The following is a 24686-nucleotide window of genomic DNA, read 5'->3' on the forward strand; positions in this document are numbered from 1 at the left end:
CACAACGACACCCGAACAATACCCGACACCATACCGACCAAGACGACATCAACCCGCCAGGCTAACCGCCGGCGGGCTAAACCCGTTCCGAAAACCCCGAAGCCCCGGCCGCACCAAGAGGCGCGTCGCAACGTGCGGCGCCACCGCCGAAAGCCCCCGCGAGGAGGGGAGGGCACCAGCTCACTGCTCGGCGGACGCGGGCGCCGCGGCAGTGCGCCGGCGGGCGCGGCCATCCGCGACGTCCCGCGCTCAAAGTCTACCCGACCTGCATCGATCCACCCTGGGCCCGACGTTCCGAGCCGGTTAGAACGGGACCCGTTCGACGGTACCGCGCCGTCCGACCAGGGAGACCCCGATGCCGCCCGCGAACCGCGAAGGCCCGTCAGGATCGACCGCGCCCGGCCACGGCGCGATGCCTGCGGCCGTCGGGATCCTGGTCGAGGGCCTCGCCTTCGCCGCGGGCGGGCGGACCATCCTCGCCGGCCTCGACCTCCGCGTCGAACCCGGCGAGACGATGGCAATGGTCGGCCGCAGCGGCTCCGGCAAGACCAGCCTGATCCGGATTCTCGCCGGCCTCGCCGCGCCCTCCGCGGGCCGCGCCGGCGGCACCGACGGCCGGCCGCTCGCCGGCCGCGCCGCCTGGATGGGCCAGCAGGACCTCCTGTTCCCCTGGCTCTCCGCGCTCGACAACGTCGCCGTCGGCGCCCGGCTGCGCGGCGAGCCGGCGGAGCGCGCGCGCGCGCTCGACCTGCTCGCCCGCGTCGGTCTCGCCGACCGCCGCGACGCCCTGCCGGCCGCGCTCTCCGGCGGCATGCGCCAGCGCGTCGCGATCGCGCGCACGCTCTACGAGGACCGCCCGGTGGTGCTGATGGACGAGCCGTTCTCCGCGCTCGACGCCATCACCCGCGCGCGGATCCAGGACCTCGCCGCCGAACTCCTCGCCGACCGCACCGTGCTCCTGATCACCCACGATCCGCAGGAGGCCTGCCGGATCGCCGACCGCCTCGTCGTGCTCGGCGGCACGCCGGCGCGCGCCTCTGCGCCGATCCCGGTGCCCGGATCGCCGCCGCGCGCGCCCGACGATCCGCGCGTGCTCGCCGCCCAGGGCCGGCTGCTCAGCGATCTCCTGGGGGACGCGGCGTGAGCGCGGCGACCCGCAACTTGGCCCCCGTCCTGCGCGGCGCGATCGTCGCCGCCGGCCTCGGCGCCGTCTGGTGGGCCGTGACCGTCGTGTTCGCGCTGCCGCCCTTCATCCTGCCGTCGCCGCCGCGGGTGGCGGCGGCGCTGTGGAACGGCCGCGCGGTGCTGGCGTGGCACGGCGCGATCACCCTGGTCGAGATCCTCCTCGGCCTCGCCTGCGGCGTCGCGCTCGGCGCCGGGCTCGCGCTGGCGATGGCGGCGTCGCGGACGGTCGAGCGCTGGACGATGCCGCTGGTGATCGTCAGTCAAGCGATCCCGGTGTTCGCGCTCGCCCCGCTCCTGGTGCTGTGGTTCGGTTTCGGGCTCGCCTCCAAGGTGATCATGGCGAGCCTCGTGATCTTCTTCCCCGTCGCCGCCACCTTCCACGACGGCCTGCGTCGGGTCGATCCCGGCCTCGTCGACCTCGCCCGCACCATGGGCGCCTCGCCGGCGGCGGAGCTCCGCCATATCCGGCTGATGGCGGCGCTGCCGGCCTTCGGCGCGGGACTGCGCGTCGCCGCCGCGGTGGCGCCGATCGGCGCGGTGATCGGCGAGTGGGTCGGCGCCGCCGGCGGCCTCGGCTATCTCATGCTGAACGCCAACGCGCGCCTGCAGACCGACACCTGCTTCGCCGCGCTGGCGATCCTCGCGGCCATGGCGATCGTGCTGTGGACCGCGGTCGACCGCCTGCTCGCCCGGCTGCTCCACTGGGTGCCCGACACCCGTACCCGCTGATCCAAGTCCTTTCCCCCGAAGGAGACCATTCCCCGATGCCCAAGACCCTCGCGCTGGCCCTCGCCCTCGCCGGATCGTTGCTCGCGGCCGCCCCCGCGGCCGCCGCCGACAAGCTGACCGTGCTGCTCGACTGGTTCGTCAACCCCGACCACGCGCCGTTGCTGGTGGCCGAGGACATCGGCGCATTCGCCGAGGCCGGGCTCGACGTCGAGATCGTGCCGCCGGCCGATCCCGCCGTGCCGCCGCGCCTCGTCGCCGCCGGGCAGGCCGACATCGCGATCAGCTACCAGCCGCAGCTCTACTTCTTCGCCGAGGAGGGCCTGCCGCTGGTCCGGATCGGCACGCTGATCGACACGCCGCTCAACACCGTGATCGCGCTGAAGTCGAGCGGCATCCGCGCCATCGCCGACCTGAAGGGCCGCAAGGTCGGCTTCTCGGTCAGCGGCATCGAAGAGGCGACCCTCGGCGACATGCTGCAGCACGCCGGGCTCTCGATCGGCGACGTCACGATGGTCAACGTCAACTTCCAACTGGTCGCCTCGCTTCTCGCCGGTCAGGTCGACGCGGTGATCGGCGGCTATCGCAACATCGAGGTCTCCGAGCTGGTCGAGCAAGGCGCCGATCCCGTGGTGTTCAACGTCGAGGACCACGGCGTGCCGACCTACGACGAGTTGGTGATCGTCGCCAACCGTGCCGACCTCGGCGAGGACAAGCTGAAGCGCTTCCTCGCCGCGCTCGCCAAGGGCACCGCCTACTTGCGCGCCCACCCGGACGAGACCTGGACGCACTTCGCCGCCGCCCATCCCGAGCTCGACACCCCGGTCAACCGCCGTGCCTGGAGCGAGACGATCCCGCACTTCGCCGAGGATCCGTTCACGCTCGACGTCGCCCGCTACGAGGCCTACGGCCGCTTCCTCGCCGACGGCAAGGTGGTGTCGAAGCTGTTCCCGATCGCCGACTATGCCGTCGAATTGAAGCGGCCGTGACGGCGGAAAGGCCCGGGATCCGGGTTCTAAATCGATGCGGCCGGCCGGGGCGTCTTGCCCCGGCCGGCGAAAGCCATTAGGGCGTCGGTCCGACGTCGGCACCGCGCCCGGACCGCGGCCGGTCCGGTGCCCGATCTCATCCTCCAGACCACGGGAGCCGGATTTCCATGGCGGCCTTCGACCAGCAGCGCGTGCTCGCCGTCCGGCACTGGACGGACCGGCTGTTCAGCTTCCGCACCACGCGCGACCGCGGCTTCCGCTTCGAGAACGGCCAGTTCGTGATGATCGGCCTCGAGGTCGACGGCCGGCCGCTGGTCCGGGCCTATTCGATCGCCAGCGCCAACTACGAGGACGAGCTCGGCTTCTATTCGATCAAGGTGCCGAACGGCCCGCTGACCTCGCGGCTGCAGTCGATCGCGGTCGGCGACATGGTCCTGGTCGGCCGCAAGCCGACCGGAACGCTCGTCCAGGACAGCCTGAAGGACGGCCGGCGGCTCTATCTGGTCTCCACCGGCACCGGCCTCGCGCCCTTCGTCAGCGTCATCCGCGACCCGGTGGTCTACGAGCGCTTCGAGAGCGTGGTGCTGATCCACGGCTGCCGCTTCGTCGACGAACTCGCCTACGGCCGTGCCGAGGTCGAGGCGGTGAAGGCCGACGAGGTCCTCGCCGAGATGGTCGCCGGCAAGCTGCTCTACTATCCGACCGTGACGCGCGAGCCGTTCGCGCACACCGGCCGCGTCAACGAACTGCTGCGCAGCGGCAAGCTGCCGGCCGACCTCGGCCTGCCCGCGCTCGATCCGGCCGACGACCGCGTCATGATCTGCGGCTCGGAGGCGATGCTCGCCGACGTGGTCGCCCTGATGAAGGAAATGGCCTTCGACGAGGGCTCGACCTCGCGGCCGGGCACCTACGTGATCGAGAAGGCCTTCGCCGAGAAGTGATACCGAGCTCGCAAAGTTCCGACCTCTGGTCGGAGCTTTGCGAGCGAGGAGCGCCCGACCGGGCGCCGGCCGGATGGCCGAAACCCCGCAAAGTCCCGACGAGCCGGGAATTTGCGGGACTGGTATGACGCCGTGCCCCTCTGGGGCCGCGACCCGCGCGGCTCCTCGCGGCCACCTCCGACGGAATCCGAGATGATCCGCCACATCGTCTTCTTCAGCGCGCGCCGGCCGGAGGACGTCCCGGCCGTGCTCCAGGGTCTCTCGATCCTCGCGACCATCCCGCACGCGCGGCGGGTCGAGGTCGCGCTCAACGCCAAGGCGGACCAGATCGGCAACGACGTCGACGTGGTCGTCTACGGCGAGTTCGACGACGCCGCCGCGCTCGCCGCCTACAAGGCGCATCCGCTCTACGAGGAATCGATCCGCCGGGTCCGTCCCCTGCGCGACGTCCGCATGGCCGCCGACTACGTGGTGGAGACCGCCGTCACGGGCTGACTGCGGAGGACCTCCGTCACGGCGCCGCCGGCGCCTGGAAGGTGGACGCGTCGAGACCGGCGCAGGGGTCCTTGCGCTCGGGCGCCGGGCCGGTGCGGACCACTTGGTCGAAGTCGCCGTCCACGTCCGCGCCGTCGGCCCCGAAGGCGACCGCGAGCACCCTGAGGTGCGGCGCCGTGCGGGCGAGCACGGCGGGCACGCCGACGTCGCGGCGGACGTGGCCGAGGCCGGCGATCAGCACCACCGGCCCGCGGCGGGCAGCCTTGGCGATCACCGCGGCCATCGAACCGTCGCGGGCGCGCTGGACGTCGATCATCGCGGGCAGGCGGTCCTCCGGGACGAGGCCGCAGTGGCCGCGGCGGATGGCGTCGCCGAGCACGGCGGTTTCCGTCGCAGACGGCTCGCCGAGGGCGAGGCGGACGCGGCGCCAAGGCTCCAGCGCCGCGGCGCCGCCCTTGGCGACGTCCGCGCGCAGGTTCGCCGGCAGGTCGCCGCCGAGGATCTGCAGGTCGGCGCCGAGCGCGACTTCCACCACCGGCCGCCACAGCGCGAAGGGCTTCCAGCCGCGTTCCTCCCAGCGCGCGGTCACCGCGAAGTCGTCGGCGCCGTCGCCGGCGGCCGAGGCGACGTCGACGGCCTCCTGCAGGTCGGTCGGGATCATCTCGAACACCACCGCCGGGGCGAGGCCGAGCTCGATCATGCGGGCGATCGTCTCCGCCTGGGCCCGGTGGTGGGCCGGGTCGTCGTGGAGTTCGCCGAGCAGGACGACGTCGGCGCCCGTCAGGGCGTCGTCGTCGAGGCCGGCGGCGCGGGCCGGCGCCATCGCGGCGAGCGTGGGCAGGACGAAGGCGAACAGCGCGGCGGCGATCCTGGTCATGGGCGTCCTCCCCGGGGGTGACGAGAGGATAGCCCGGACGAGCGCGGCGGCAAGGGTCGTGGCGCCGCGGCCACCGGCACCGATCGCGAAGCGCGGCACGGCGCGGGGACAACGTGAGGCACCATGCCGGCTTCAACCAAGCGGTCGCGATAGGTCGGACAAGATTCAGGGCTTGTTTACCCGCTACCGGCGATTGTCGCTCGTCGCGAAGCGTGGTGCCGCCGGTCATGTCGAATACGGAAGAGCGTCGCCTGCGTGCATTGGAGCGGAGCGGGATCCTCGGAACGCGCCGCGAGGCCGCCTTCGACGACCTCTGCGAGCTCGCGCGCACCGTGACCGGCGCCCCGGTCGCGCTGATCGGCTTCGTCGATCGCGACCGCGTCCGCTACAAGGCGAGCGCCGGCGTCACGCTGTTCGAACTGCCGCGCGAGCGGTCCTATTGCGCCCGCATCGTCGCGGGGGCCGGACTGTTCGAGTGCCCCGACGTCACCGCCGATCCCGCCCTGCCCCAGTGGACCGTGCCCGGCCGCGGTCCGGCCCGCCTCGTCGCCGGCATGCCGATCACCGACGCCTCCGGCGCGCGGATCGGAACGCTCTGCGTGGTCGACCATCGTCCGGGGCCGCTCGAGGAGCGCTCCCGGGAGGGGTTGATCCGCGTCGCCGGCGCGGTGCGCGACCGCGTGCTGCTGCACCGGCTGCGCCGCGAGCACCGCAGCGACCGTGGCACCGTGCGCGCCATGGACGCCGAGATCGCCAGCCAGCGCTCCGAGATCGGCAAGCAGCGGCGGCTGCTCGAGCAGACCTCCCGCCTCGCCCGGATCGGCGGCTGGGAATACGACGTCGCCCGCCGACAACTGACGTGGTCGCCGGAGATCTACCGGATGCTGGACGTCACCGCGGGGTTCGAGCCGGTGTTCGAGGAGGTCGCGGTGTTCTACCGCGAGGACGCGCGGCCGGCGATGATCGAGCACGTCCGCGCAGCGCTCTCGCGCGGCCGCGCCTTCGAGGCCGAGGCGCCGGTGATCACCGCGACCGGGCGGACGCGCTGGGCGCGCTTCGTCTGCGAGGTCGAGCACGAGCGCGGCCGGGTCACCCGCCTGATCGGCACCATCCAGGACGTCACCGAACTCCGGGCGACCGAGGAGAAGATCACCTTCATCGCCACCCACGACCCGATGACGCGGCTGTCGAACCGGGCGGTGTTCCACGACCGGCTCGCCGCTGCGCTCGCCGATCCGCTGATCGGCGCCCGCCGTGTCGGCGTCGTCCTGATCGACATCGACCACTTCAAGACCGTCAACGACACCCTCGGCCACCACGCCGGCGACGCGCTGCTGGTGGCGGTCGGGGCGCGGCTCCGGGCGGTCGCCGGGCCGAAGCGTCTCGTCGCCCGGCTCGGCGGCGACGAGTTCGCCATCCTCGCCACCTACGTCGCCGATGCCGCGGAGATGGACGCGTTGGGCGACCGGCTGATGCGCGAACTCGGCGCGCCGGTCGTCCACGGCGACGACACCATCCCGGTGACGGTCTCGATCGGCATCGCCGTCGGCGGCGCCGGCGACGGCGCCGAGCAGCTGATCCAGGACGCCGACATCGCGCTCTACGAGGCCAAGGGCGGCGGCCGCAACCGGGTCGTCGGCTTCGACCGCGCGATGCGCGAGGAGATGGAGTTGCGCCAGATGGTGCTGCGCGCGATCCGGCAGGCGCTGGAGCGGCGCGAACTGGTGCTCTGGTACCAGCCCAAGGTGGCGCTCAGGTCGGGCGCGCTGGAAGGCTTCGAGGCGCTGTTGCGCTGGCGGCGGCCGGACGGCTACGTCGCCGGTCCGTCGTTCTTCGCCGCCGCGCTCGAGGATCCGCAGATCAGCCTGATGATCGGCGACTTCGTGATCGAAGAGGCGGTCCGCCGGGCGGCGGCGTGGCGCGCGGCCGGCTTCGCCTTCGGGCGCATCGCCGTCAACACCGCGACGAGCCAATTCCGCCGCGGCGATCTCGACGTCCGTGTCGCCGAGACGCTGCGACGCCACGGCGTGCCGGCGTCGGCGCTGATGGTCGAGGTGACCGAGAACGTGCTGATCTCCGGCGACGCCGACAACGTCCGCCGCACGCTGGAGGCGTTGAAGGCGCTCGACGTCCAGATCGCGCTCGACGACTTCGGCACCGGCTACGCCTCGCTCACCCACCTCAAGGACTTCCCCGTCGACCTCCTCAAGATCGACCGGTCCTTCGTGTCGACGCTGGCGACCCGGCGCGAGAGCCACGCCATCGTGCGCGGCATCACCGCGCTCGCCCACGACCTCGACATCGCCGTGATCGCCGAGGGCATCGAGACGGCGGCGCAGCGCGACACGCTGCGCCGGCTCGGGGTCAACTACGGCCAGGGCTTCCTGTTCGCCCGGCCGATGCCGGCGGAGGCGGCCGAGGAGACGTGGCTCGCCCCGCTCGCGGCGGTCGCGGCCGGCCGGCCGGGCTGATCCGCACCGCGATCGGCGGCGGATCGTCAGCCGCGGATCGCCGCGGCCTCGCGGGCGAGCGCCTCGACGCGGGCCCAGTCGCCGGCGGCGACCGCGTCGGCCGGCGCCACCCACGAGCCGCCGACGCAGACCACGTTGGGCAGCTTCAGGTAGTCGCGGGCGTTCTCGGGCGAGACGCCGCCGGTCGGGCAGAACACGACGTCGCCGAGCGGGGAGGCGAGCGCCTTCAGGTAGGTCGGGCCGCCGGCCGGGCCGGCGGGGAAGAACTTCAGCACCTTGAAGCCGCGCTCGCGCGCCGCCATCGCTTCGGACGCCGTGGCGACGCCGGGCAGCAGCGGCACGCCGAGTTCCAGTGCGGCGTCGAGGATCGCCGGGGTCGCACCCGGGCTGACCAGGAACTTGGCGCCGGCGGCGACCGCCTCGCGGGCCTGGGCGGGGTCGAGGATGGTGCCGGCGCCGACGACGCCGCCCGGGATGTCCGCCATGGCGCGGACGACGTCGAGCGCCACCGGCGTGCGCAGCGTCACCTCGAGGGCGGGCAGGCCGCCGTTCACGAGCGCGGTGCCGAGCGGCACGGCGTGCTCGAGCTTCTCGACGATCAGCACGGGCACCACCGGCGCCCGGCGCAGGGTGGCGAGGAGGGCGGCGGTATCGATCATGGCTCGGGCCCCGTTGACGGCGACGCATGCGCACGGCGCATACGACCAAAGACGTATCCGTCCCCGAGTACAGGGTACCGGCCGCCGAGGCAAGGCCGCGCCGTCAGGCGGCGAGGCGGTCCAGAAAGGCGTTGGCCCACCAGCGCGCGTCGGCCTGGACGAGGCGGGCGTAGAGCGCGCCGTGGCGGGCGCGGCGCTCGTCGAGCGGCATCTGCAGGGCGGCCTGCAGCGCGGCGGCGGTTTCGTCGGCGGCGTAGGGGTTGACGATCATCGCCTCGCTCATCGCCTCGGCCGCGCCGGCGAAGCGCGACAGCACCAGCACGCCGGGATCCTCCGGCTCCTGCGCCGCCACGTATTCCTTGGCGACGAGGTTCATGCCGTCGCGCAGCGACGTGACGAGGCCGACCCGGCTGCGCGCGTAGATGCCGGCGAGGGCGCGGCGCGGGAAGCCGCGGGTCATGAAGCGGATCGGCGTCCAGTCGATGTCGGCGTAGCGGCCGTTGACGCTGCCGGCGAGGTGCTCGAGTTCGCGCCGGATCTCGGCATAGGCGAACACCTCGCCGCGCGAGGGCGGCGAGATCTGCAGCAGCGACACCCGCCCGCGCAGCTCCGGTTGGTCCTCGAGCAGGCGCTCGAAGGCGCGGAAGCGGTGCGGGATGCCCTTGGAATAGTCGATCCGGTCGACGCCGACGATCTGGGCGCGGCCGCGCAGGTGCCGGTCGAGCCGCTGGATCTCGCGGCGCGCCTCCGGGGTCGCGACGAAGCCGCGGTAGCCCTCGGTGTCGATGCCGATCGGGAAGGCCTCGACGCGCACCGTGTGGCCCCAGGCCTCCCAGCGCCCGTCCGGCAGCTCGTGGCCGCCGGCCTCCTCGCGCAGGTAGTCGACGAAATGGCGGCGGTCGCGCTCGGTCTGCAGGCCGATCAGGTCGTAGGCGAGCATGGCGCGCACGAGGTCGCGGTGGCGCGGCAGCGCCGACAGGATCTCGGTCGGCGGCCAGGGAATGTGCAGGAAGAAGCCGATCGGCCCGGAGACGCCGAGTTCGCGCAGCCGGGCACCGAGCGGCAGGAAGTGGTAGTCGTGCACCCAGATCCGGTCGCTCTCGCCGACCAGCGGCCTGAGCCGGGCGGCGAAGCGCTCGTTGACGCGGTGGTAGCCGGCCTCGAACAGGGGCGAGAACTCGGCGACGTCGAGCCGGTAGTGCAGCATCGGCCACAGCGTCCGGTTGGCGTAACCGGCGTAGAATTCGTCGTTGTCGGCCGGACTGACGTCGATGGTGGCGAGTTCGACGTTGCCGCGGCGTTCGCGCTTCAACTCGGAGAAGGTGCCGGCCTCGGTGACCTCGCCCGACCAGCCGAACCACAGGCCGCCGGTCTCGCGCAGCACGTCGACGAGCGCGACGGCGAGGCCGCCGGCCTTGCCGGTGTCCTTGAGCGGGCCGACGCGGTTGGAGACGATGACGAGACGGGACATCGGGCGGTCAGGTCCTTTCGGAGAGGAGCCGGTCGAGCCACGCGAGCACGGCGGCGGGATCGGGCAGGCGGGCGCCGGCGACGGTGACGCCGGGGCCGACCTTGACGGCACGGCCGCCGGCGGCGAGGGCGGCGCGCATGCCGTCCTCGTCGGTGACGTCGTCGCCGACGAACACCGGCCGTCGCCCGGCGAACGGCGCCGCGCCCATGAACCGGTGCACCGCGGCCGCCTTGGACGCGGCCTTCGGCTTGATCTCGACCACCATCTTGCCGGCGAGGGCGGCGAGGTCGGGATCGGCGCCGACCAGTCGGCGGGCGAAAGCCACGGTCGCGGCACCGCGTGCGGGCACGTCGCGGTAGTGCAGGGCGATCGAGCCGCCCTTGTCCTCGACCAGGACGCCCGAGGCCGCGACGCCCTCCGCGGCGATCGCCGCGCGCACGGCGGCGAGTCCCGCCGGCGGCGCCGGCCGGTCGACGGCGCCGCCGAGCCTGAGCTCGAGGCCGTGCAGCCCGGCGGCGGGCAGTTCGAGGCCGAGATGGCGGTCGATCTCGGCGATCGGCCGGCCGCTGACGACGGCGAGCGCGCCGCCGAGGCGGGCGTGCAGCGCCGCGAGCAGCGGCGGCAGCGCCGCCGGCACGACGATCGCGTCCGGCGCCGGCGCGATGTCCACCAGCGTGCCGTCGAAGTCCAGGAAGAGGGCGGTGCGGTTCGGCTCGAGATCCAGCATCACGAGGGTGAACCGCCGGGACGGCGATCCGTTCCCTCGCTGGGGACGATCGCGGAGGGGGCGTGCGCTTCTCCGGGCAGGTTCACGAAGCGGGTCGATACGAGCGCGGAGACACTGCGGCCGCGCGTTTCACGAGCGCAGCCGCTCCCTTCCCCGACCTGGGCCGCGTCGGCGGACCATCGACGTCCCGACACCCGCACCCTTGCGGAACGTCGGCTTCGTCCCTCCTCAGCGCGCCGGAACCGGCGTCTCGGGCACGGGGGTCGGCGGGGTGCGGCCGGCGAACCAGGCCTCGAGATTGTCGACCTGGAGCGCGCCCATGGCGTCGCGGGTCGCGACCGAGGCCGAACCGACGTGCGGCAGCAGGACGACGCGGGGCAGGTCGAGGAGGCCCGGGTGGACGCGCGGCTCGTCCTCGAAGACGTCGAGGCCGGCGGCGAGGACGCGGCCGGCGCGGAGCGCCTCGACGAGGCCGGCCTCGTCGACCACGCTGCCGCGGCCGACGTTGACAAGGACCCCCTCGGGGCCGAGGGCGTCGAACACCGCCGGCCCGATCATGTGCCGCGTCTCGGCGCCGCCGGGCGCGACGATCATCAGCGTGTCGACCGCGGCGGCGAGGTCGACCGCGCTCGGGTACCAGGGATGGGCGACGTCGGCGACCGGGCGGCGCGAGTGATAGGCGACCGGCAGCCCGAAGGCCTCGGCGCGGCGGGCGATGGCGCGGCCGATCCGACCGAGGCCGACGATGCCGAGGCTGCGGCCGCGCAGCGAGCCGCGGGTCAGCGGATAGGGGCCGTCCGTCTCCCAGCGCCCGGCGCGCAGCCAGCCTTCGGCGGCGGAGAGTTCGCGCACGGTGGCGAGCAGCAGGCCGAAGGCGGTGTCGGCGACTTCTTCGGTCAGCACGTCGGGCGTGTTGGTGACGACCACGCCGCGGGCGGCGGCGGCGCCGACGTCGACCGGGTCGTAGCCGACGCCGAAGTGGGCGACGATCTCGAGGGCGGGCAGCCGGTCCATCAGGTCGGCGCCGACGCCGGCGTGGCCGGTCGAGGCGAGGCCGCGCACGCGCGGTCCGACCGCCGCGAGCAGGGCCTCGCGGTCCGGGGCCTCGTCGAGGTGGTGGACGTCGAAGGCGGACGCGAGGCGGGCGCGCACCAGCGCGTTCGGCCGTCCGGTGGTGAGGATGGTCGGGAGCATCGGCGGCGTCCTGGACGAGGGGAGGGGCGGGATCAGGCCGGCGCGATCGCGCTGGAGTCGCGCAGCTCGAGCTTGGGCGGGATCAGCATGTGCTCGAAGGGTGCGGGATCGCCGGCGATCAGCGCGCGGATCGCCCGCGCCGCCTCTATGCCGATCTCGTCCGAGCCGTTCTTGACGGTGGTGAGCGCGGGCGACCAGCTCTCCGAGCCGTCGACGTCGTCGTAGCCGGTGACGGCGACGTCGATGCCGGGCCGGAGCCCGGCCTTCTGCAGGCCGGACATCAGGCCGAAGGCGAGCACGTCGTTGAAGCAGACGACCGCGGTGGCGCGCACCGGCGCGGCGAGCAGTTCGTCGACCGCGGCGCGGCCGTCGCCCTGGCTCATCAGCTCGGGGATGTCGGCGACCGGCGACAGGCCGGCCTCGGTCATCGCCGCCATGAAGCCGGCGTGGCGGTCGCGGCCCGAGGAGGTGTGGCGGCGCCCGCCGACGAAGGCGATGGCGCGGTGACCCCTGGCGATCAGGTGGGCGGTGATCTCGTGCATGCCGCGGACGTCGTCGCCGCGCACGCTCGGCACCGCCGCGCCGTCGACGTCGCGGCAGATGATGGTGACCGGGGTGCCGGCGCGGACGATCTCGTCGATGTCCTCGCGGGTGGTGCCGAGCGAGGGGCAGATCACGAGGCCGTCGGCGTTCTGCTGCTGCAGCACCTTCACGAAATTGCGCTGGCGGGCGATCTCGTCGCGATGGTTGCAGATCAGGATGGTGAAGCCGTTCTTCTCGAGCTCGGCCTCGACCGCCCGGAACACCTCGGCGAAATAGGGATTGAGCACGTCGTGGACGACGACGCCGACGATGTCGGTCCGGGCCGTGCGCAGCGAGGCGGCCTGACGATTGTAGATGTAGCCCATTTCCTTCGCGAGCGCCTGGACGCGCTTGCGGGTGTCGGCGGAGACGGCGGGGTTGTCGCGCAGCGCCAGCGACACCGTCGCCGTCGAGACGTCGAGCTGTGCCGCCAACTGACTGAGGGTGATGCGCCGACGCCGCGAACGCCTGACGTCGTCGGGATTGGGGGGCACCATTGTCCGTCCGCACGATGGGATGTCGAACGACGCAGATGCCACTTCCCCGCCGACCGGGTCAATCGAAAACGCCTCACTCGGCCGGCAGCGTCGCGGTATCCCGTAGGCGGGCGCCGGTGACGCGCTCGCGGTGGAACAGGTAGAGCCCGGAGGCAACCACCACGGCGGCGCCGGCGAGGGTCCAGCGGTCGGGCACGTCGCCGAACATCGCCCAGCCGATCGCGATCGTGCCGACGATCTGGGCGTAGCCGAACGGCGCCAGCACCGAGGCCGAGGCGTGGCGGTGGGCGAGGATCAGCAGGAAGTGGCCGCCGGCGCCGGTGACGCCGGTCGCGACCATGAAGAACCAGAGGTCGAGCCGGTCCGGCGTCTCGAACACCAGGACCAGCGCCGGCAGCAGCACGACGCAGGGCACGCCGGCGACCACCAGCAGCATGCTGCCGGGCGACTCGGTGCGCGCCAGCGAGCGCGTCAGCATGTTGTAGCCGGAGTTGCAGAGCACGGTGAACAGCGACAACAGCATCGCCGGGTGGAAGCCGCCGAGTCCCGGCCGCGTCACCATCAGGATGCCGCCGAAGCCGACCAGGATGGCGGCGGCCCGGCGCGGGCCGATGCGCTCGCCGAGCAGCGCGGCGGAGAGGCCGGCGATCACCAGCGGCGTCAGGAAGTTGATGCTGACGGTCTGGTCGAGCTGGAGATAGCGCAGCGCCAGGAAGTTGCTGAGCGTCGAGCCGACCAGCATCGCGGCCCTGAGCGCCTGCGCCACCGGACGGCTGATCCGCCACGCCGTCGGCGCCGAGATCGGGTTCAGCACCGCGACCGCGATGACGAAGTGGAAGAAGTAGCGGAACCAGGCGACCTCGAGCACCGGAAGTTCGCGGGCGGCGAACTTGGCGGAGGCGTCGAGCCCGGCGAACACCGTGACGCCGCACACCATGTAGGCGATCGCGCGCATGCGCGACGCGCCCGGACGCCCCGCCGCCGCCTCCGCCGGCGCAGCGCCCTTGCCGATCCTCGTCACCCTGGTCCGTCCCCGTCCGATTCGCCCGTCCGGCGCCACCATACGCCGACCGGCGCGGCGCCGGCCCTGCGAAGACGGCATCCCAGCGTCGATCCCGGCGCGGGGCGGCGCCCGTCAGGCGTCGGCCGGTTCCGGCAGCGCGGCGGCCGGCACCGGGGCGGCGGGCGCCGTGGGCGCCTCGGCGGTGTCGACGTCGTCGTCGTCCGCGTCGTCGCCGGCGTGGTTGCCCGGCTGCAGGTTGCGCTCGATCATCTTGAGCAGGCGGCGCAGGCGCTTGCGGTCCTTGTCGTCGAGCCCGGCGAGCGCCTCCTTCTCGACGCGCTTCCAGACCGTGTCGACGGCGGCGACGCGATCGCGGCCGGTCTCGGTCAGGAAGACGCGGGCGAGCCGGCCGTCGGAGGCCGAGACCTGACGGGTGACGAGGCCCTGGGCGCCGAGGCGGGCGATCATCTTGGTCACGGTCGGCGGCTGCACCGACAGAGCGGCGGCGAGCTCGGACATCGACTGGCCGTCGGCCTCGGCGAGCGCCTTCAGCACCGCCTCCTGGCCGGGGTGCAGGCCGATGCGGGCGAGATGGACGCCGGCGCGGGTACGGTGGGCGCGGGCCGCCTGGACGAGGCGGAAGGTCACGCTCTTGCGGTGGTTGAAGCTCATCGCCGCCTCCGGGGGGACTTGAAACCGCCGCCCTTCTCGCATGGACCTGTGACACTTATTTAGGGGGCGAAACCGTTTCGTGTCGAGGCGTTCGCCGGCGCCGTCCCCTGCCGGCGTGCATGTGACGCGGCCCCGTGCTAGACGGGCCGCTTCCGACGTCGTCCGAGACGCGCGCCCGCCTGCCCTCGAGGTCGAAGATGTCCGCACCCGTGTCCGAAAAGTCCGCCGCGCCGATCCCCGTCACCGTGCTGACCGGCTATCTCGGCGCCGGCAAGACCACGCTCCTGAACCGCATCCTCACCGAGGACCACGGCAAGCGCTACGCCGTGATCGTCAACGAGTTCGGCGAGATCGGCATCGACAACGACCTCATCGTCGACACCGACGAGGAGGTCTACGAGATGAACAACGGCTGCATCTGCTGCACCGTGCGCGGCGACCTGATCCGCGTCGTCGAGAATCTCGCCAAGCGCCGCGGCGCCTTCGACGCCATCCTGGTCGAGACCACCGGCCTCGCCGACCCCGCCCCGGTGGCGCAGACCTTCTTCATGGACGAGGAGGTGCGCAAGATGAGCCGCCTCGACGCCGTGGTCACCGTGGTCGACGCCAAGCATCTGATGGACCGCCTCGCCGACGCGCCCGAGGCCGAGGACCAGGTCGCCTTCGCCGACGTCATCCTGCTCAACAAGACCGACCTCGTCTCGGCCGAGGAGCTCGCCGAGGTCGAGGCGACGCTGCGCCAGCTCAACCCCTACGCCCGGATCCACCGGACGCAGCGCTCGCAGGTTCCGCTCGACGCCATCCTCGACAAGGGCGCCTTCGACCTCGACCGCATCCTCTCGCTCGACCCGCATTTCCTCGACGGCGAGGAGGATGACCACGTCTGCGGCCCCGACTGCGACCACGACCACCATCACCACCACGGTCACGACCACGACCACGGTCACCACCACCACGGCCGCCACGACACCGAGGTGACATCGGTGTCGCTGCGCGGCGGCGACCTCGACCCCGACAAGATCCTGCGCTGGATCGGCGACATCACCCAGGCGCTCGGGCCGAACATCCTGCGCCTCAAGGGCATCCTGGCCTTCAAGGACGAGCCGAAGCGCTACGTGGTCCAGGGCGTCCACATGATCGTCGAGGGCGACCTGCAGCGCGAGTGGCGCGACGGCGAGGCCCGCGAGAGCCGCCTCGTCTTCATCGGCCGCCAGCTCGACCGCCGGAAGCTCGAGGACGGTTTCAAGGCCTGCCTCGCGGCCTGACGCCCCCGAACCCGGTCCCGGCAACCCGCCGGGACCACTCGCGACACCGATCCCCCAACCGCCACGGACCCTCGCCTTGCCCACCGTCACGTCCCTCGCGCTGCCCGGCTTCGTCGTCTGGTCCGGCTATCTCGGCGCCGTCCCGGTGTGGGCGACCGGCGACGGCACGGTCACCTTCGGCACCGCGGCGCGGGCGGAGAAGGCGCACACCGGCATCCTCGCCGCCGAGCGCACCGAGGACGGCCGCGCGCTGGTCACCGGCGGCGACGACGGCAAGGTGATCCGCTGGAGCGCGGAGGGCGTGCCGACCGTGCTCGCCGAGAAGGGCCGCAAGTGGATCGACCAGATCGCGACCGGGCCGGGCGGTGCGGTCGCCTTCGCCTCGGGCCGCACGGTCTGGGTCCGCGACGGCCAGGGCCGCGAGCACGAGCTCGCCCGGCCGCGCGCGGTCGGCGGACTCGCCTTCTTCCCCAGGGGGCTGCGGGTCGCGATCGCCGGCTACAACGGCGTCGGCCTGTGGTTCCCCGGCACCGCGGCGGCGCCGCAGGAGCTCGAGTGGAAGGGCTCGCACATCGCGGTCACCGTGTCGCCCGACGGGGCCAACGTGGTGACGTCGATGCAGGAGAGCGCGTTGCACGGCTGGCGCCTGCGCGACGGCCAGCACATGCGGATGTCCGGCTATCCCGGCAAGGTCAAGTCGATGTCGTGGTCGCTGAAGGGGCGCTTCCTCGCCACCTCCGGCGCCGGGGCGTCGGTGGCGTGGCCGTTCCACTACAAGGACGGCCCGATGGGCAAGCGGCCGCTCGAACTCGGGCCGCGCCAGGAGATCGTCACCCGCGTCGCCTGCCACCCGGCCGAGGAGATCGCCGCCCTCGGCTACGAGGACGGCATGATCCTCTTGGTCCGCCTCGCCGACGGCGAGGAGGTGCTGCTGCGCCGGCCGGACGGCGCGCCGATCTCCGCGCTCGGCTGGGACGCCTCGGGCCTCGAACTCGCCTTCGGCGCCGAGACCGGCACCGCCGGCGTGGTCGACCTGTCGTCCTGAGCCCGGATCCGCCGATGTCCGCCCTGCCGACGCCCGCTCCCGCCGCTGCGACCGCCGCCGGCGTCGACCTCGACGCCCGCTACGACGCGCTCGCCAGGACCGAACGGCTGCTGCCGGTCAAGGTGACCGCCTTCTACCGCCGCAAGCTCGACGAGGAGGCGGCCGCGGTCGGCCCCGGCGTCGGGCCGCTCCACCGCACCGCGCGTCCGGTCGCCGAGCGCTTCGCCCCGGCGGTGGGCGACGAGGTCGACGACTGGGTCGACGACCGCTCGAACATGCCGACCGGCACGGCGGCGATCGTGCACAAGTACCCCGACCGGGTGCTGTTCATGCCGACGTCGGTCTGCGCCGGCCACTGCCAGTACTGCTTCCGCCAGGACGTGCTGACCGACGCCCACGCCGCCGGCCGCACCGGCGTTTCCGCCGAGCTCGACCGGCTGGTCGACCATCTCGCCGCTCATCCCGGCGTGACCGAGGTGATCCTCTCCGGCGGCGATCCGATGACGCTGCCGCTGCGCGACCTCGCGGCGATCCTGACCCGGCTCGCCGGCCTGCCGCGGCCGCCGTCGATCCGGATCCACACCCGCACGCTCGCCTTCGCGCCGAAGACCTTCGCCGATCCGGCCAAGCTCGACCTGCTCGCGGCGGCGGACGTCCGGCTGGTGCACCATTTCGTGCACCCCTACGAGATTTGCGACGAGGTCGCGGCGGTGCTGCGGGAGCTCCGCCGCCGCGACGTCAGGATGTACAACCATTTCCCGCTGATCCGCGGGGTCAACGACCACGTCGCCGTACTCGACCGGCTGATCCGGCGGCTCGACGACGAGCGCGTGCGCACGCTGTCGGTCTACGTGCCCGAGCCGATCCGGCGCTCGGCGCCGTTCCGCCTCTCCCTGAAGCGCGTCTTCGCGCTCCAGGACGCGCTGACCGAGACGACGCCGAGCTGGATCAACGCGGTGCGCTTCACCCTCGACAGCCCGATCGGCAAGGTCCGCCGCGACCACGTCGTCGCCTGGGACGAGGCGGCCCGCCGCGTCACCTTCGCCCGCGACGGCCGCCGTTTCGTCTACCCGGACTTCCCGCCCGACCGGGACGTCCCCGGCGACCCCGCCGTCATGCTGTGGCGGGGCTGAGCGCGCCGGCGCGGCCGCCGCGGGCCGGGCGGAACACGACCACGGCGAACACGACCGCGGCGAGGAAGGCGACGATCGAGGACAGCGCCACGATCGGCTCGAACTCCATGCGGCCGTAGAGCACCGCGGCGAGCGCCGGGAACATCACGACGATCGCCAGCGTGTGGCCGGCCCAGTGCAGCTTCGGCAGCAGGCCGTCGGCCTTGGCCGGGTAGAGCGCGTAGTAGGTGCCGTAGACCGACGACACCACGAAGCCGATCAGGTTGAGATGGGCGTGGGCGCCGGCGATGGTGTGGTCGTGGCTGGCCGCCATGAAGATGCCGGCCCCCATGCCGACGAGCAGAAGCAGAATACCGGATTTGAAGAAGAGTTGAGCGGTCGGATGCATTTGAAATCCCTCCTCGGCGCCTCGGTCGATCCGGACTTGCGGCGCCGGTTCCAAGTCTAGTCTCGAGATCTGCATCCGTCATCGTCGTGACGGATGCGAACACGGCCGCGGAATACGACGATGCCGCGGGTGCCGAGAGACCCGTTCGGGGGGATGGAGGGTGCGATCACCCGGAAACGGGGGCGCGAGAGGCCGGCACGACCCGCGATCGGGGTGGCCGCGCGTGGGCGGACGGCGGTGGACGGGCGAGCGTCCGATGGCGGTCCCGCCCGACGGGGCGACGGACCTGCCCTTCGACAGGCGGGGAAGGAAGGTCCCGGCGCACCGGGGCCCGCGGCCCGGTGGAGCGGTGCCGATCCCCGCGCGGTCGGCCCCCTCGTCGGGACATCGAGGGGAGGCCCATCCGACCGGGCTCCGGCCGAACGGTCGATCCGGCGGAAGGTCCCGACGGGTCGGGACCTTCCGGGAGCGTCTCCGGGATCAGTGATCCAGGATGTTGCGGAAGCTCCAGGGCTCGTCGAGGTCGAGGTCCTCGGGGAAGTAGCCCGGCCGGCCGTCGAGCGGGGTCCAGTCGGTGTAGGCGCCGAAGACGCGGCCGAGATAGGGCGTCTGCACCTCGAGGCAGCGGCGCCAGTCCATCTCGTCGGTCTCGACGATGCCGGCGCTCGGGTTGTCGAGGGCCCAGACCATGCCCGCCAGCACCGCCGAGGACACCTGCAGGCCGGTGGCGTTCTGGAACGGCGCCAGCTCGCGGGCGCGGCGGATGGTGAGATGGGTGCCGTACCAGTAGGCGTTCTTGCCGTGGCCGAACAGCAGCACGCCGAGTTCGTCGAAGCCCTCCTCGATCTCGCGCTCGCCGAGGACGTGGCGATGGGTCTGCACCTTGCCGGCACGGCCGAACATCTCGTGCAGCGACAGTACCGCGTCGTTGCAAGGGTGGTAGGCGTAGTGGCAGGTCGGCCGGTATTCCGGGTTCAGGCGGTCGCCGACGGTGTAGTAGTCGGCGATCGAGATCGCTTCGTTGTGGGTGACGAGGAAGCCGAACTGCGGCCCGAGCGTCGGGCACCAGGTGCGCACGCGGGTGTCGGCGCCCGGCTGCATCAGGTAGATCGCGGCCTTGTAGCCCGACTCGTGCTCGCGGCCGGTCGGCGGGAACCAGGTCTCGTGGGTGCCCCAGCCGAGTTCGGCCGGCTGCAGGCCCTCGGAGACGAAGCCGTCGACCGACCAGGTGTTCCAGAAGGTGTCGGTGGGCTTCGGATGCACCGCGCGCTGGGTGTCGCGCTCGGCGATGTGGATGCCCTTGACGCCGACGCGCTGCATCAGCTCGGCCCAGCCGGCGCGGTTGGTCGGCTCGACGTGGTCGATGCCGGTGTCGCGGGCGATGTTGATGAGCGCCGCCTTGACCAGCCAGGACACCATGCCGGGGTTGGCGCCGCAGCAGGACACGGCGGTCGGGCCGCCCGGATTGGCGCGGCGCTCGGCGCGCACGCTCTCGCGCAGCATGTAGTTGGAGCGCAGCGCCGGGTCGGCGGAGCGGTCGAAGTAGAAGCCCTCCCACGGCTCGACGACGGTGTCGACGTAGAGCGCGCCGAGCTCGCGGCACAGCTTCATGATGTCGAGCGAGGAGGTGTCGACCGAGAGGTTGACGCAGAAGCCGCGACCGGGTCCGTTGGTCAGCAACGGCGTCAGCAGCTCGCGGTAGTTCTGTTGGGTGACCTTGGTCTGGACGAAGCGGATGCCACGGTCGTCGAGGAGGTTGCGGTCGGCGTCGACGGGGTCGATCACGACCATGCGCGTTCGGTCGAATTCAAGGTGCCGCTCGATGAGCGGAAGAGTGCCGCGGCCGATGGAACCGAAACCGATCATGACGACCGGACCTGTGATCTTGCCGTGCACGGGCCATGAATTCATTCAGACGACTCCCGAATTGTCGAGGAAACTCCGCGCTGGAACAGCTCTGCGGTACGCATGCCATTCACCAGATGCGGCACGGGGAGTCAATAAGCCAGGCTCCGGCGACGATCCGATGACGGCGCCGGGCGCGGTGACATCCTGAAACGGGCGAAAGATCACGGGGCGGGCGCCGATCGCCCGCCCGCCGCGGCCGGTCAGATCCAGCCGGAGAGTTCGCGGCGCACCACCGCCTCGACCACGTCCATGCCGAGCGGGCCGTCGTTCAGGCAGGGGATGTGCGAGAAGTTGACCCCGCCGGCGTGGTGGAAGATCTCGCCGTTCTCGACCGCGATCTCCTCGAGCGTCTCGAGGCAGTCCGACACGAAGCCCGGCGTGATCACGGCGAGGTTCTTCACGCCCGATTTCGCCAGCGCCTCCACGGTCTTGTCGGTGTAGGGCTGCAGCCACTCCTCCGGCCCGAAGCGCGACTGGAAGGTGATCCGCAGCCGGTCCTTGTCCCAGCCGAGCCGCTCGCGCAGCAGCCGGCCGGTCTTCATGCAATGGCAGTGGTAGGGGTCGCCCTTCTCGAAATAGCTCTTCGGGATGCCGTGGAAGGACGCGAGCACGACCTCGGGCTGCCAGGGGAGGGAGGCGAGGTGCGTCTCGATCGAGCGGGCGAGCGCGTCGACGTAGGCGGGATCGTCGTGGTAGGGCGGCACGGTGCGCAGCGCCGGCTGCCAGCGCTCCTTCAGCAGCCGGCGGTAGACCACGTCGTTGACCGTCGCCGTCGTCGAGGCGGCGTATTGCGGATAGAGCGGGAAGATCAGCACGCGGTCGCAGCCGGCGTCCTTCAGGGCCGCCATGCGCTCGTCGATCGAGGGCCGGCCGTAGCGCATCGCCCAGTCGACCGTGACGTTCGGATGGGCCGAGAGGCGGGCGGCGAGCTGTTCGCCCTGCGAGCGCGTGAAAGTGCGCAGCGGGCTCTCGTTGCGCTCCTTGTTCCAGATCGTCGCGTAGTCGCGACCCTTGCGGGCCGGACGGGTGTTGAGGACGATGCCGTAGAGGATCGGGTACCACAGCGCGCGCGGCCACTCGATGACGCGGCGGTCGGTCAGGAACTCCTCGAGATAGCGCCGCATCGAGCGGCGGTCGGTGCCGTCGGGGGTGCCGAGATTGACGAGGAGGACGCCGACGCGGCCGCTTCGCACCGGCGGGTGCCCCGCGGGCAGCTGCATCGGCGTCGGGACGGACCGCGGGGGCACGTGGGTGTTCATCGGGTCTCCTCGGTTCCTCGTCGTCCAGGCGTCGGTCGCGGCCAACATAGGCCGGACCCCCGGAAAATCCAGTGCGTCCGCGCCGCGGGCGGACGATCAGGCGGCTAAGGGAGATGCTTTCCGGCGTGGGCGGGAGGGTTGCCGTGGGCGCCCCCGCGTGACAGGGTTGCGCACCGAGCCCTTCCCGCACACCGACGGAGAGATCCCCATGGGAGTGATACGCAAGCTCGTCGCGGCCGGACTTGTCGGCGCCGCCTTCGCCGTCTCGGCGCTGCCGGCGGCGGCCGCCACGGTCGACGTCACCCTCCTGCTCGTCAACGACCTCTACAAGATGTCGGGCGACAAGGTGCGCGGCGGCTTCGCCCGACTCGCCGCCGTCGCCCGCGCCGAGCGCGCCAAGGGCGGCAACCTCCTCTACGTCCACGCCGGCGACGCCATCTCGCCGTCGCTGATGTCGGGCTTCGACCAGGGCGCCCACGTGATCGAACTCCTCAACGTGGTGCCGCCGGACGTGTTCGTGCCGGGCAACCACGAGTTCGACTTCGGGCCCGAGGTGTTCCTGAAGCGCGTCGGGGAATCGAAGTTCCCGTGGTTCGCCGCCAACATCGCCGGCGCCGACGGCAAGCCGCTGCCGCAGTTGAAGGGCCCGGAGATCCGCGACCTCGGCGGCGTCAAGGTTGGCCTCGTGCCGCTCGCCGCCGACGACAGCCCGCAGGACGGCACCACCGGCGACCTGAAGTTCGCGTCGACGGTCGACACCGGCCTCGCCGTCGCCAAGGACCTGCGTGCGCAGGGCGCCGACCTGATCGTCGCGGTCGCCCACGCCAACCGCACCCAGGACAAGGAACTCTACGACAGCAACGCCTTCGACGTCATCCTGTCGGGCGACGACCACGACCTCGCGCTGTTCTTCGACGGCAAGAAGGTGCTCGCCGAGAGCAACGAGGAGGCCAACTTCGTCACCGCGGTCGACCTGAAGGTCGACGTCGAGGAGAAGGACGGCAAGCGCACCGTCACCTGGTTCCCGAACTTCCGCATCATCGACACCGCCACGGTGACGCCGGATCCGGAGACCCAGAAGGTCGTCGAGACATACGAGGCCGAACTCTCCTCCGAACTCGACGTCACCATCGGCAGGACCGACGTCGAGCTCGACAGCCGCAAGGCGACCGTGCGCGGTACGGAGGCGGCGATCGGCAATCTCGTCGCCGACGCCATGCGCGAGGCGGTCGGGGCCGACGTCGCCATCGCCAACGGCGGCGGCATCCGCGGCAACAAGGTCTACGCCGCCGGCTCCGACATCACCCGCCGCGACATCCTCACCGAACTGCCGTTCGGCAATCGCACCGTCCTCCTGGCGATGCCGGGCAAGGACGTCCAGGCGGCGATCGAGAACGGGCTGAGCCAGATCGAGGACGCCGCCGGCCGCTTCCCGCAGGTGTCGGGCATGGTGGTGACCTACGCTCCGACCGCGCCGAAGGGCGCGCGCGTCAAGTCGATCACCGTCGGCGGCGCGCCGCTCGATCCGGACAAGACCTACAAGGTCGCCACCAACGACTACATGGCCCAGGGCGGCGACGGCTACGCGGTGTTCAAGCACGCCGAGGTGCTGATCGGCGACCGCGTCGCCAAACTGCTCGCCAACGACGTGATGGTGCACGTCAAGAAGGTCGGCACGGTGACGAGCAAGGTCGAGGGCCGCCTCGTCGCGCAGTGAGGATGTCCCCTCGCCGGGCGTCCCGATTCGTCGGGGCGCCCGGAAGGCGCGTCGCCGGTTTACTCCACGTAGTAGCGGCGGGCGATCCTGAACCAGAAGTCGACGATGGTGTTGACGATCTGGCTCATGCCGTCGAGGCTGTCGACCTTGTTGATGACGGCGTTGGCGCCGGAATCGTAGGCGCGGCGCACGGTGTCGACGTCCGACGAGGTCGTCAGCGCCACCACCGGCAGCGCCCGGAATTCGGGATGGGAGCGCAGAAGCGCGAGGAAGCGCGGGCCGTCCATCACCGGCATGTTGATGTCGAGCAGGATGAGGTCCGGCATGCGCGGATCCTCGGCGCAGCCGATCGACTCCAGGTAGTCGAGCGCCTTGCTGCCGTCCCCGACGGACTGCACCTCGAGCGAGATCGGTGCCTGCCGGAGCAGGCGGCGGATCAGACGCACGTCGTCGTCGTCGTCCTCGACGATGAGGATGCGCGCGTCCGCCTCGGGCGACAACCTCTGCAGACGGTTGTCCGACGCTGCGGCGGCCATGCTCGTCCTCCCTGATCGCCGACGCCCATCCCTCGCGGTCCACAACCGACGATGATGATACACGGGACCGTCCGAAATGCGACCCCGAACCAACCCCGGACGCCATTTTCCTTATGGCATGCATCCACTTTTCGTATCCACGCATGAAATTTGCATGGGACGTCGTGTCCCTGAGCGAAAATGCGCAGATCCGGCGTCGCGCGGGTGCGCGGGATCGTCGTCGCGGCTGCGACGGTCGCGGCCCGGCGCCGGGAAATGTCGGTCCAATGTGCGGGTCCGGTGATTCGCACTGGCATTTCTCTCGCCGCCCATGGATGATCCCGGCCCAGCGGGGGCTCGGGCGCGGACGACGGGAGAATCGGCGGGGGCGCACCGGGCCGGGGAGAGGGAGGACGGGAGCCCCATGGCCTTTCTGTTGACGATCAGTCGAGGGATCGACGCCCTCAACGCCGTGCTGAGCCGCGCGGTGATGTGGCTCGTGCTGGTGGCGATCCTGATCAGCGCCGGCAATGCGGTGGTCCGGAAACTGTTCTCGATCTCCTCCAACGCCTTCCTCGAGGCGCAGTGGTACCTGTTCTCGGCGGTGTTCCTGATCGCCGCCGGCTACGCCCTGCAGAAGGGCGAGCACGTCAAGATCGACCTCGTCTACGGCCGGCTGTCGCGCCGGACCCAGATCTGGATCGAGATCTTCGGCACGATCTTCTTCCTGCTGCCGTTCTGCATCGTCACCGTCTGGCTGGTCTGGCCGGTGGTCGCCGACAAGATCGCCACCGGCGAGACCTCGGCCAACGCCGGCGGCCTGCCGATGTGGCCGGTGTGGATCCTGATCCCGGCCGGGTTCATCCCGCTCGGCCTCCAGGGCCTTTCCGAACTCGTCAAGCGCGTCGCCTTCCTGACCGGGCAGGGGCCCGATCCGGCGCTCGCCCACGAGAAGCAACCGCACTGA

Annotated in this window: 23 protein-coding genes; 11 read left to right on the forward strand and 12 right to left on the reverse strand. The window is 71.9% G+C overall.

Translation table 11 applies throughout. From position 1 onward, the window contains the following. Nucleotides 1–355 precede the first annotated feature (355 nt). The 5 genes from EDD54_RS08555 to EDD54_RS08575 all read left to right on the forward strand — a co-directional run bounded on the left by EDD54_RS08555 (nt 356) and on the right by EDD54_RS08575 (nt 4336). Nucleotides 356–1144, forward strand: a complete 789-nt coding sequence (locus tag EDD54_RS08555) for an ABC transporter ATP-binding protein (RefSeq protein WP_245515704.1) — start codon at nt 356–358, stop codon at nt 1142–1144. After that, entirely contained in the window at nt 1141–1914 is a 774-nt protein-coding gene (locus EDD54_RS08560; RefSeq protein ID WP_245515705.1) for an ABC transporter permease, read from the forward strand. The genes EDD54_RS08555 and EDD54_RS08560 overlap by 4 nt, the downstream gene beginning before the upstream one ends. A gap of 35 nt (nt 1915–1949) precedes the next feature. Then, the gene (locus EDD54_RS08565; RefSeq protein WP_126540777.1) at nt 1950–2900 is read left to right on the forward strand and encodes an ABC transporter substrate-binding protein; all 951 of its coding nucleotides are present in this window, start codon (nt 1950–1952) and stop codon (nt 2898–2900) included. Nucleotides 2901–3067: 167 nt separating this feature from the next. After that, complete coding sequence (locus tag EDD54_RS08570) at nt 3068–3841, forward strand: ferredoxin--NADP reductase (RefSeq protein WP_126540778.1); 774 nt, start codon at nt 3068–3070, stop codon at nt 3839–3841. A 192-nt stretch (nt 3842–4033) separates the two neighbouring features. Then, a complete protein-coding gene (locus EDD54_RS08575) occupies nt 4034–4336 on the forward strand; it encodes a Dabb family protein (RefSeq protein ID WP_126540779.1) in 303 nt (100 codons plus the stop codon). Nucleotides 4337–4352: 16 nt separating this feature from the next. On the opposite strand, the gene EDD54_RS08580 is transcribed toward EDD54_RS08575, so the two are convergent. Beyond that, nucleotides 4353–5213, reverse strand: a complete 861-nt coding sequence (locus tag EDD54_RS08580) for a ChaN family lipoprotein (protein WP_126540780.1) — start codon at nt 5211–5213, stop codon at nt 4353–4355. Between the two features lie 227 nt (nt 5214–5440). Between EDD54_RS08580 and EDD54_RS08585 the strand changes: the two genes are divergently transcribed. Next, nucleotides 5441–7684, forward strand: coding sequence for a putative bifunctional diguanylate cyclase/phosphodiesterase (locus EDD54_RS08585; protein WP_126540781.1), 2244 nt, complete (start codon nt 5441–5443; stop codon nt 7682–7684). Between the two features lie 26 nt (nt 7685–7710). Here the strand turns inward: EDD54_RS08585 and eda are convergent, their stop codons facing one another. The 7 genes from eda to EDD54_RS08620 form a co-directional block, all read right to left on the reverse strand. Continuing rightward, nucleotides 7711–8343 (reverse strand): bifunctional 4-hydroxy-2-oxoglutarate aldolase/2-dehydro-3-deoxy-phosphogluconate aldolase, encoded by a 633-nt coding sequence (gene eda / locus EDD54_RS08590; RefSeq protein ID WP_126540782.1) that lies wholly within the window; start codon nt 8341–8343, stop codon nt 7711–7713. 103 nt (nt 8344–8446) lie between these two features. Then, entirely contained in the window at nt 8447–9814 is a 1368-nt protein-coding gene (locus EDD54_RS08595) for an alpha,alpha-trehalose-phosphate synthase (UDP-forming) (protein WP_126540783.1), read from the reverse strand. Nucleotides 9815–9821: 7 nt separating this feature from the next. Beyond that, on the reverse strand, nt 9822–10541 hold the full coding sequence (gene otsB, locus EDD54_RS08600; RefSeq protein ID WP_126540784.1) for a trehalose-phosphatase: 720 nt from the start codon (nt 10539–10541) through the stop codon (nt 9822–9824). Between the two features lie 228 nt (nt 10542–10769). After that, on the reverse strand, nt 10770–11735 hold the full coding sequence (locus EDD54_RS08605) for a 2-hydroxyacid dehydrogenase (RefSeq protein ID WP_126540785.1): 966 nt from the start codon (nt 11733–11735) through the stop codon (nt 10770–10772). 32 nt (nt 11736–11767) lie between these two features. Then, nucleotides 11768–12814 (reverse strand): LacI family DNA-binding transcriptional regulator, encoded by a 1047-nt coding sequence (locus EDD54_RS08610; protein ID WP_126540786.1) that lies wholly within the window; start codon nt 12812–12814, stop codon nt 11768–11770. 73 nt (nt 12815–12887) lie between these two features. Further along, a complete protein-coding gene (locus EDD54_RS08615; RefSeq protein ID WP_165644941.1) occupies nt 12888–13835 on the reverse strand; it encodes a DMT family transporter in 948 nt (315 codons plus the stop codon). Nucleotides 13836–13949: 114 nt separating this feature from the next. Then, a complete protein-coding gene (locus tag EDD54_RS08620; RefSeq protein WP_126540788.1) occupies nt 13950–14489 on the reverse strand; it encodes a MarR family winged helix-turn-helix transcriptional regulator in 540 nt (179 codons plus the stop codon). A 209-nt stretch (nt 14490–14698) separates the two neighbouring features. On the opposite strand from EDD54_RS08620, the gene EDD54_RS08625 reads away from it, so the two are divergent. From EDD54_RS08625 to EDD54_RS08635, 3 genes are all read left to right on the forward strand, one after another. After that, on the forward strand, nt 14699–15754 hold the full coding sequence (locus tag EDD54_RS08625; RefSeq protein WP_208112182.1) for a CobW family GTP-binding protein: 1056 nt from the start codon (nt 14699–14701) through the stop codon (nt 15752–15754). A gap of 76 nt (nt 15755–15830) precedes the next feature. Then, nucleotides 15831–16799, forward strand: coding sequence for a WD40 repeat domain-containing protein (locus tag EDD54_RS08630; protein WP_126540790.1), 969 nt, complete (start codon nt 15831–15833; stop codon nt 16797–16799). 14 nt (nt 16800–16813) lie between these two features. Continuing rightward, nucleotides 16814–17932 carry a radical SAM protein gene (locus tag EDD54_RS08635; protein WP_126540791.1) on the forward strand — a complete coding sequence of 373 codons (1119 nt, stop codon included), beginning with the start codon at nt 16814–16816 and terminating at the stop codon, nt 17930–17932. Here EDD54_RS08635 and EDD54_RS08640 read toward each other — a convergent pair. The 3 genes from EDD54_RS08640 to hemH all read right to left on the reverse strand — a co-directional run bounded on the left by EDD54_RS08640 (nt 17913) and on the right by hemH (nt 21487). Then, on the reverse strand, nt 17913–18320 hold the full coding sequence (locus EDD54_RS08640; RefSeq protein ID WP_126540792.1) for a hypothetical protein: 408 nt from the start codon (nt 18318–18320) through the stop codon (nt 17913–17915). The genes EDD54_RS08635 and EDD54_RS08640 overlap by 20 nt on opposite strands. 480 nt (nt 18321–18800) lie before the next feature. Then, entirely contained in the window at nt 18801–20231 is a 1431-nt protein-coding gene (locus EDD54_RS08645; RefSeq protein ID WP_126540793.1) for a homospermidine synthase, read from the reverse strand. A gap of 197 nt (nt 20232–20428) precedes the next feature. Further along, nucleotides 20429–21487, reverse strand: coding sequence for a ferrochelatase (gene hemH / locus EDD54_RS08650; RefSeq protein WP_126540794.1), 1059 nt, complete (start codon nt 21485–21487; stop codon nt 20429–20431). A 208-nt stretch (nt 21488–21695) separates the two neighbouring features. Between hemH and EDD54_RS08655 the strand changes: the two genes are divergently transcribed. Then, nucleotides 21696–23204 carry a bifunctional metallophosphatase/5'-nucleotidase gene (locus tag EDD54_RS08655; RefSeq protein WP_126540795.1) on the forward strand — a complete coding sequence of 503 codons (1509 nt, stop codon included), beginning with the start codon at nt 21696–21698 and terminating at the stop codon, nt 23202–23204. Between the two features lie 59 nt (nt 23205–23263). On the opposite strand, the gene EDD54_RS08660 is transcribed toward EDD54_RS08655, so the two are convergent. Continuing rightward, nucleotides 23264–23740, reverse strand: coding sequence for a response regulator (locus tag EDD54_RS08660; protein ID WP_126540796.1), 477 nt, complete (start codon nt 23738–23740; stop codon nt 23264–23266). Between the two features lie 403 nt (nt 23741–24143). Here EDD54_RS08660 and EDD54_RS08665 point away from each other — a divergent pair, with 403 nt between their 5' ends. Next, entirely contained in the window at nt 24144–24686 is a 543-nt protein-coding gene (locus tag EDD54_RS08665) for a TRAP transporter small permease subunit (RefSeq protein WP_126540797.1), read from the forward strand.

Source organism: Oharaeibacter diazotrophicus (genome assembly GCF_004362745.1).
GTDB classification, from domain to species: Bacteria; Pseudomonadota; Alphaproteobacteria; order Rhizobiales; family Pleomorphomonadaceae; genus Oharaeibacter; species Oharaeibacter diazotrophicus.

Excerpts from the sequence above, each read along its gene's own strand:
- EDD54_RS08555 (WP_245515704.1), top strand. The coding sequence starts at position 356 with ATGCCGCCCGCGAACCGCGAAGGCCCGTCAGGATCGACCGCGCCCGGC.
- EDD54_RS08565 (WP_126540777.1), top strand. The coding sequence starts at position 1,950 with ATGCCCAAGACCCTCGCGCTGGCCCTCGCCCTCGCCGGATCGTTGCTC.
- EDD54_RS08570 (WP_126540778.1), top strand. The coding sequence starts at position 3,068 with ATGGCGGCCTTCGACCAGCAGCGCGTGCTCGCCGTCCGGCACTGGACG.
- EDD54_RS08575 (WP_126540779.1), top strand. The coding sequence starts at position 4,034 with ATGATCCGCCACATCGTCTTCTTCAGCGCGCGCCGGCCGGAGGACGTC.
- EDD54_RS08580 (WP_126540780.1), bottom strand. The coding sequence starts at position 5,213 with ATGACCAGGATCGCCGCCGCGCTGTTCGCCTTCGTCCTGCCCACGCTC.
- EDD54_RS08585 (WP_126540781.1), top strand. The coding sequence starts at position 5,441 with ATGTCGAATACGGAAGAGCGTCGCCTGCGTGCATTGGAGCGGAGCGGG.
- eda (WP_126540782.1), bottom strand. The coding sequence starts at position 8,343 with ATGATCGATACCGCCGCCCTCCTCGCCACCCTGCGCCGGGCGCCGGTG.
- EDD54_RS08595 (WP_126540783.1), bottom strand. The coding sequence starts at position 9,814 with ATGTCCCGTCTCGTCATCGTCTCCAACCGCGTCGGCCCGCTCAAGGAC.
- otsB (WP_126540784.1), bottom strand. The coding sequence starts at position 10,541 with ATGCTGGATCTCGAGCCGAACCGCACCGCCCTCTTCCTGGACTTCGAC.
- EDD54_RS08605 (WP_126540785.1), bottom strand. The coding sequence starts at position 11,735 with ATGCTCCCGACCATCCTCACCACCGGACGGCCGAACGCGCTGGTGCGC.
- EDD54_RS08610 (WP_126540786.1), bottom strand. The coding sequence starts at position 12,814 with ATGGTGCCCCCCAATCCCGACGACGTCAGGCGTTCGCGGCGTCGGCGC.
- EDD54_RS08620 (WP_126540788.1), bottom strand. The coding sequence starts at position 14,489 with ATGAGCTTCAACCACCGCAAGAGCGTGACCTTCCGCCTCGTCCAGGCG.
- EDD54_RS08635 (WP_126540791.1), top strand. The coding sequence starts at position 16,814 with ATGTCCGCCCTGCCGACGCCCGCTCCCGCCGCTGCGACCGCCGCCGGC.
- EDD54_RS08640 (WP_126540792.1), bottom strand. The coding sequence starts at position 18,320 with ATGCATCCGACCGCTCAACTCTTCTTCAAATCCGGTATTCTGCTTCTG.
- EDD54_RS08645 (WP_126540793.1), bottom strand. The coding sequence starts at position 20,231 with ATGAATTCATGGCCCGTGCACGGCAAGATCACAGGTCCGGTCGTCATG.
- hemH (WP_126540794.1), bottom strand. The coding sequence starts at position 21,487 with ATGAACACCCACGTGCCCCCGCGGTCCGTCCCGACGCCGATGCAGCTG.
- EDD54_RS08655 (WP_126540795.1), top strand. The coding sequence starts at position 21,696 with ATGGGAGTGATACGCAAGCTCGTCGCGGCCGGACTTGTCGGCGCCGCC.
- EDD54_RS08660 (WP_126540796.1), bottom strand. The coding sequence starts at position 23,740 with ATGGCCGCCGCAGCGTCGGACAACCGTCTGCAGAGGTTGTCGCCCGAG.
- EDD54_RS08665 (WP_126540797.1), top strand. The coding sequence starts at position 24,144 with ATGGCCTTTCTGTTGACGATCAGTCGAGGGATCGACGCCCTCAACGCC.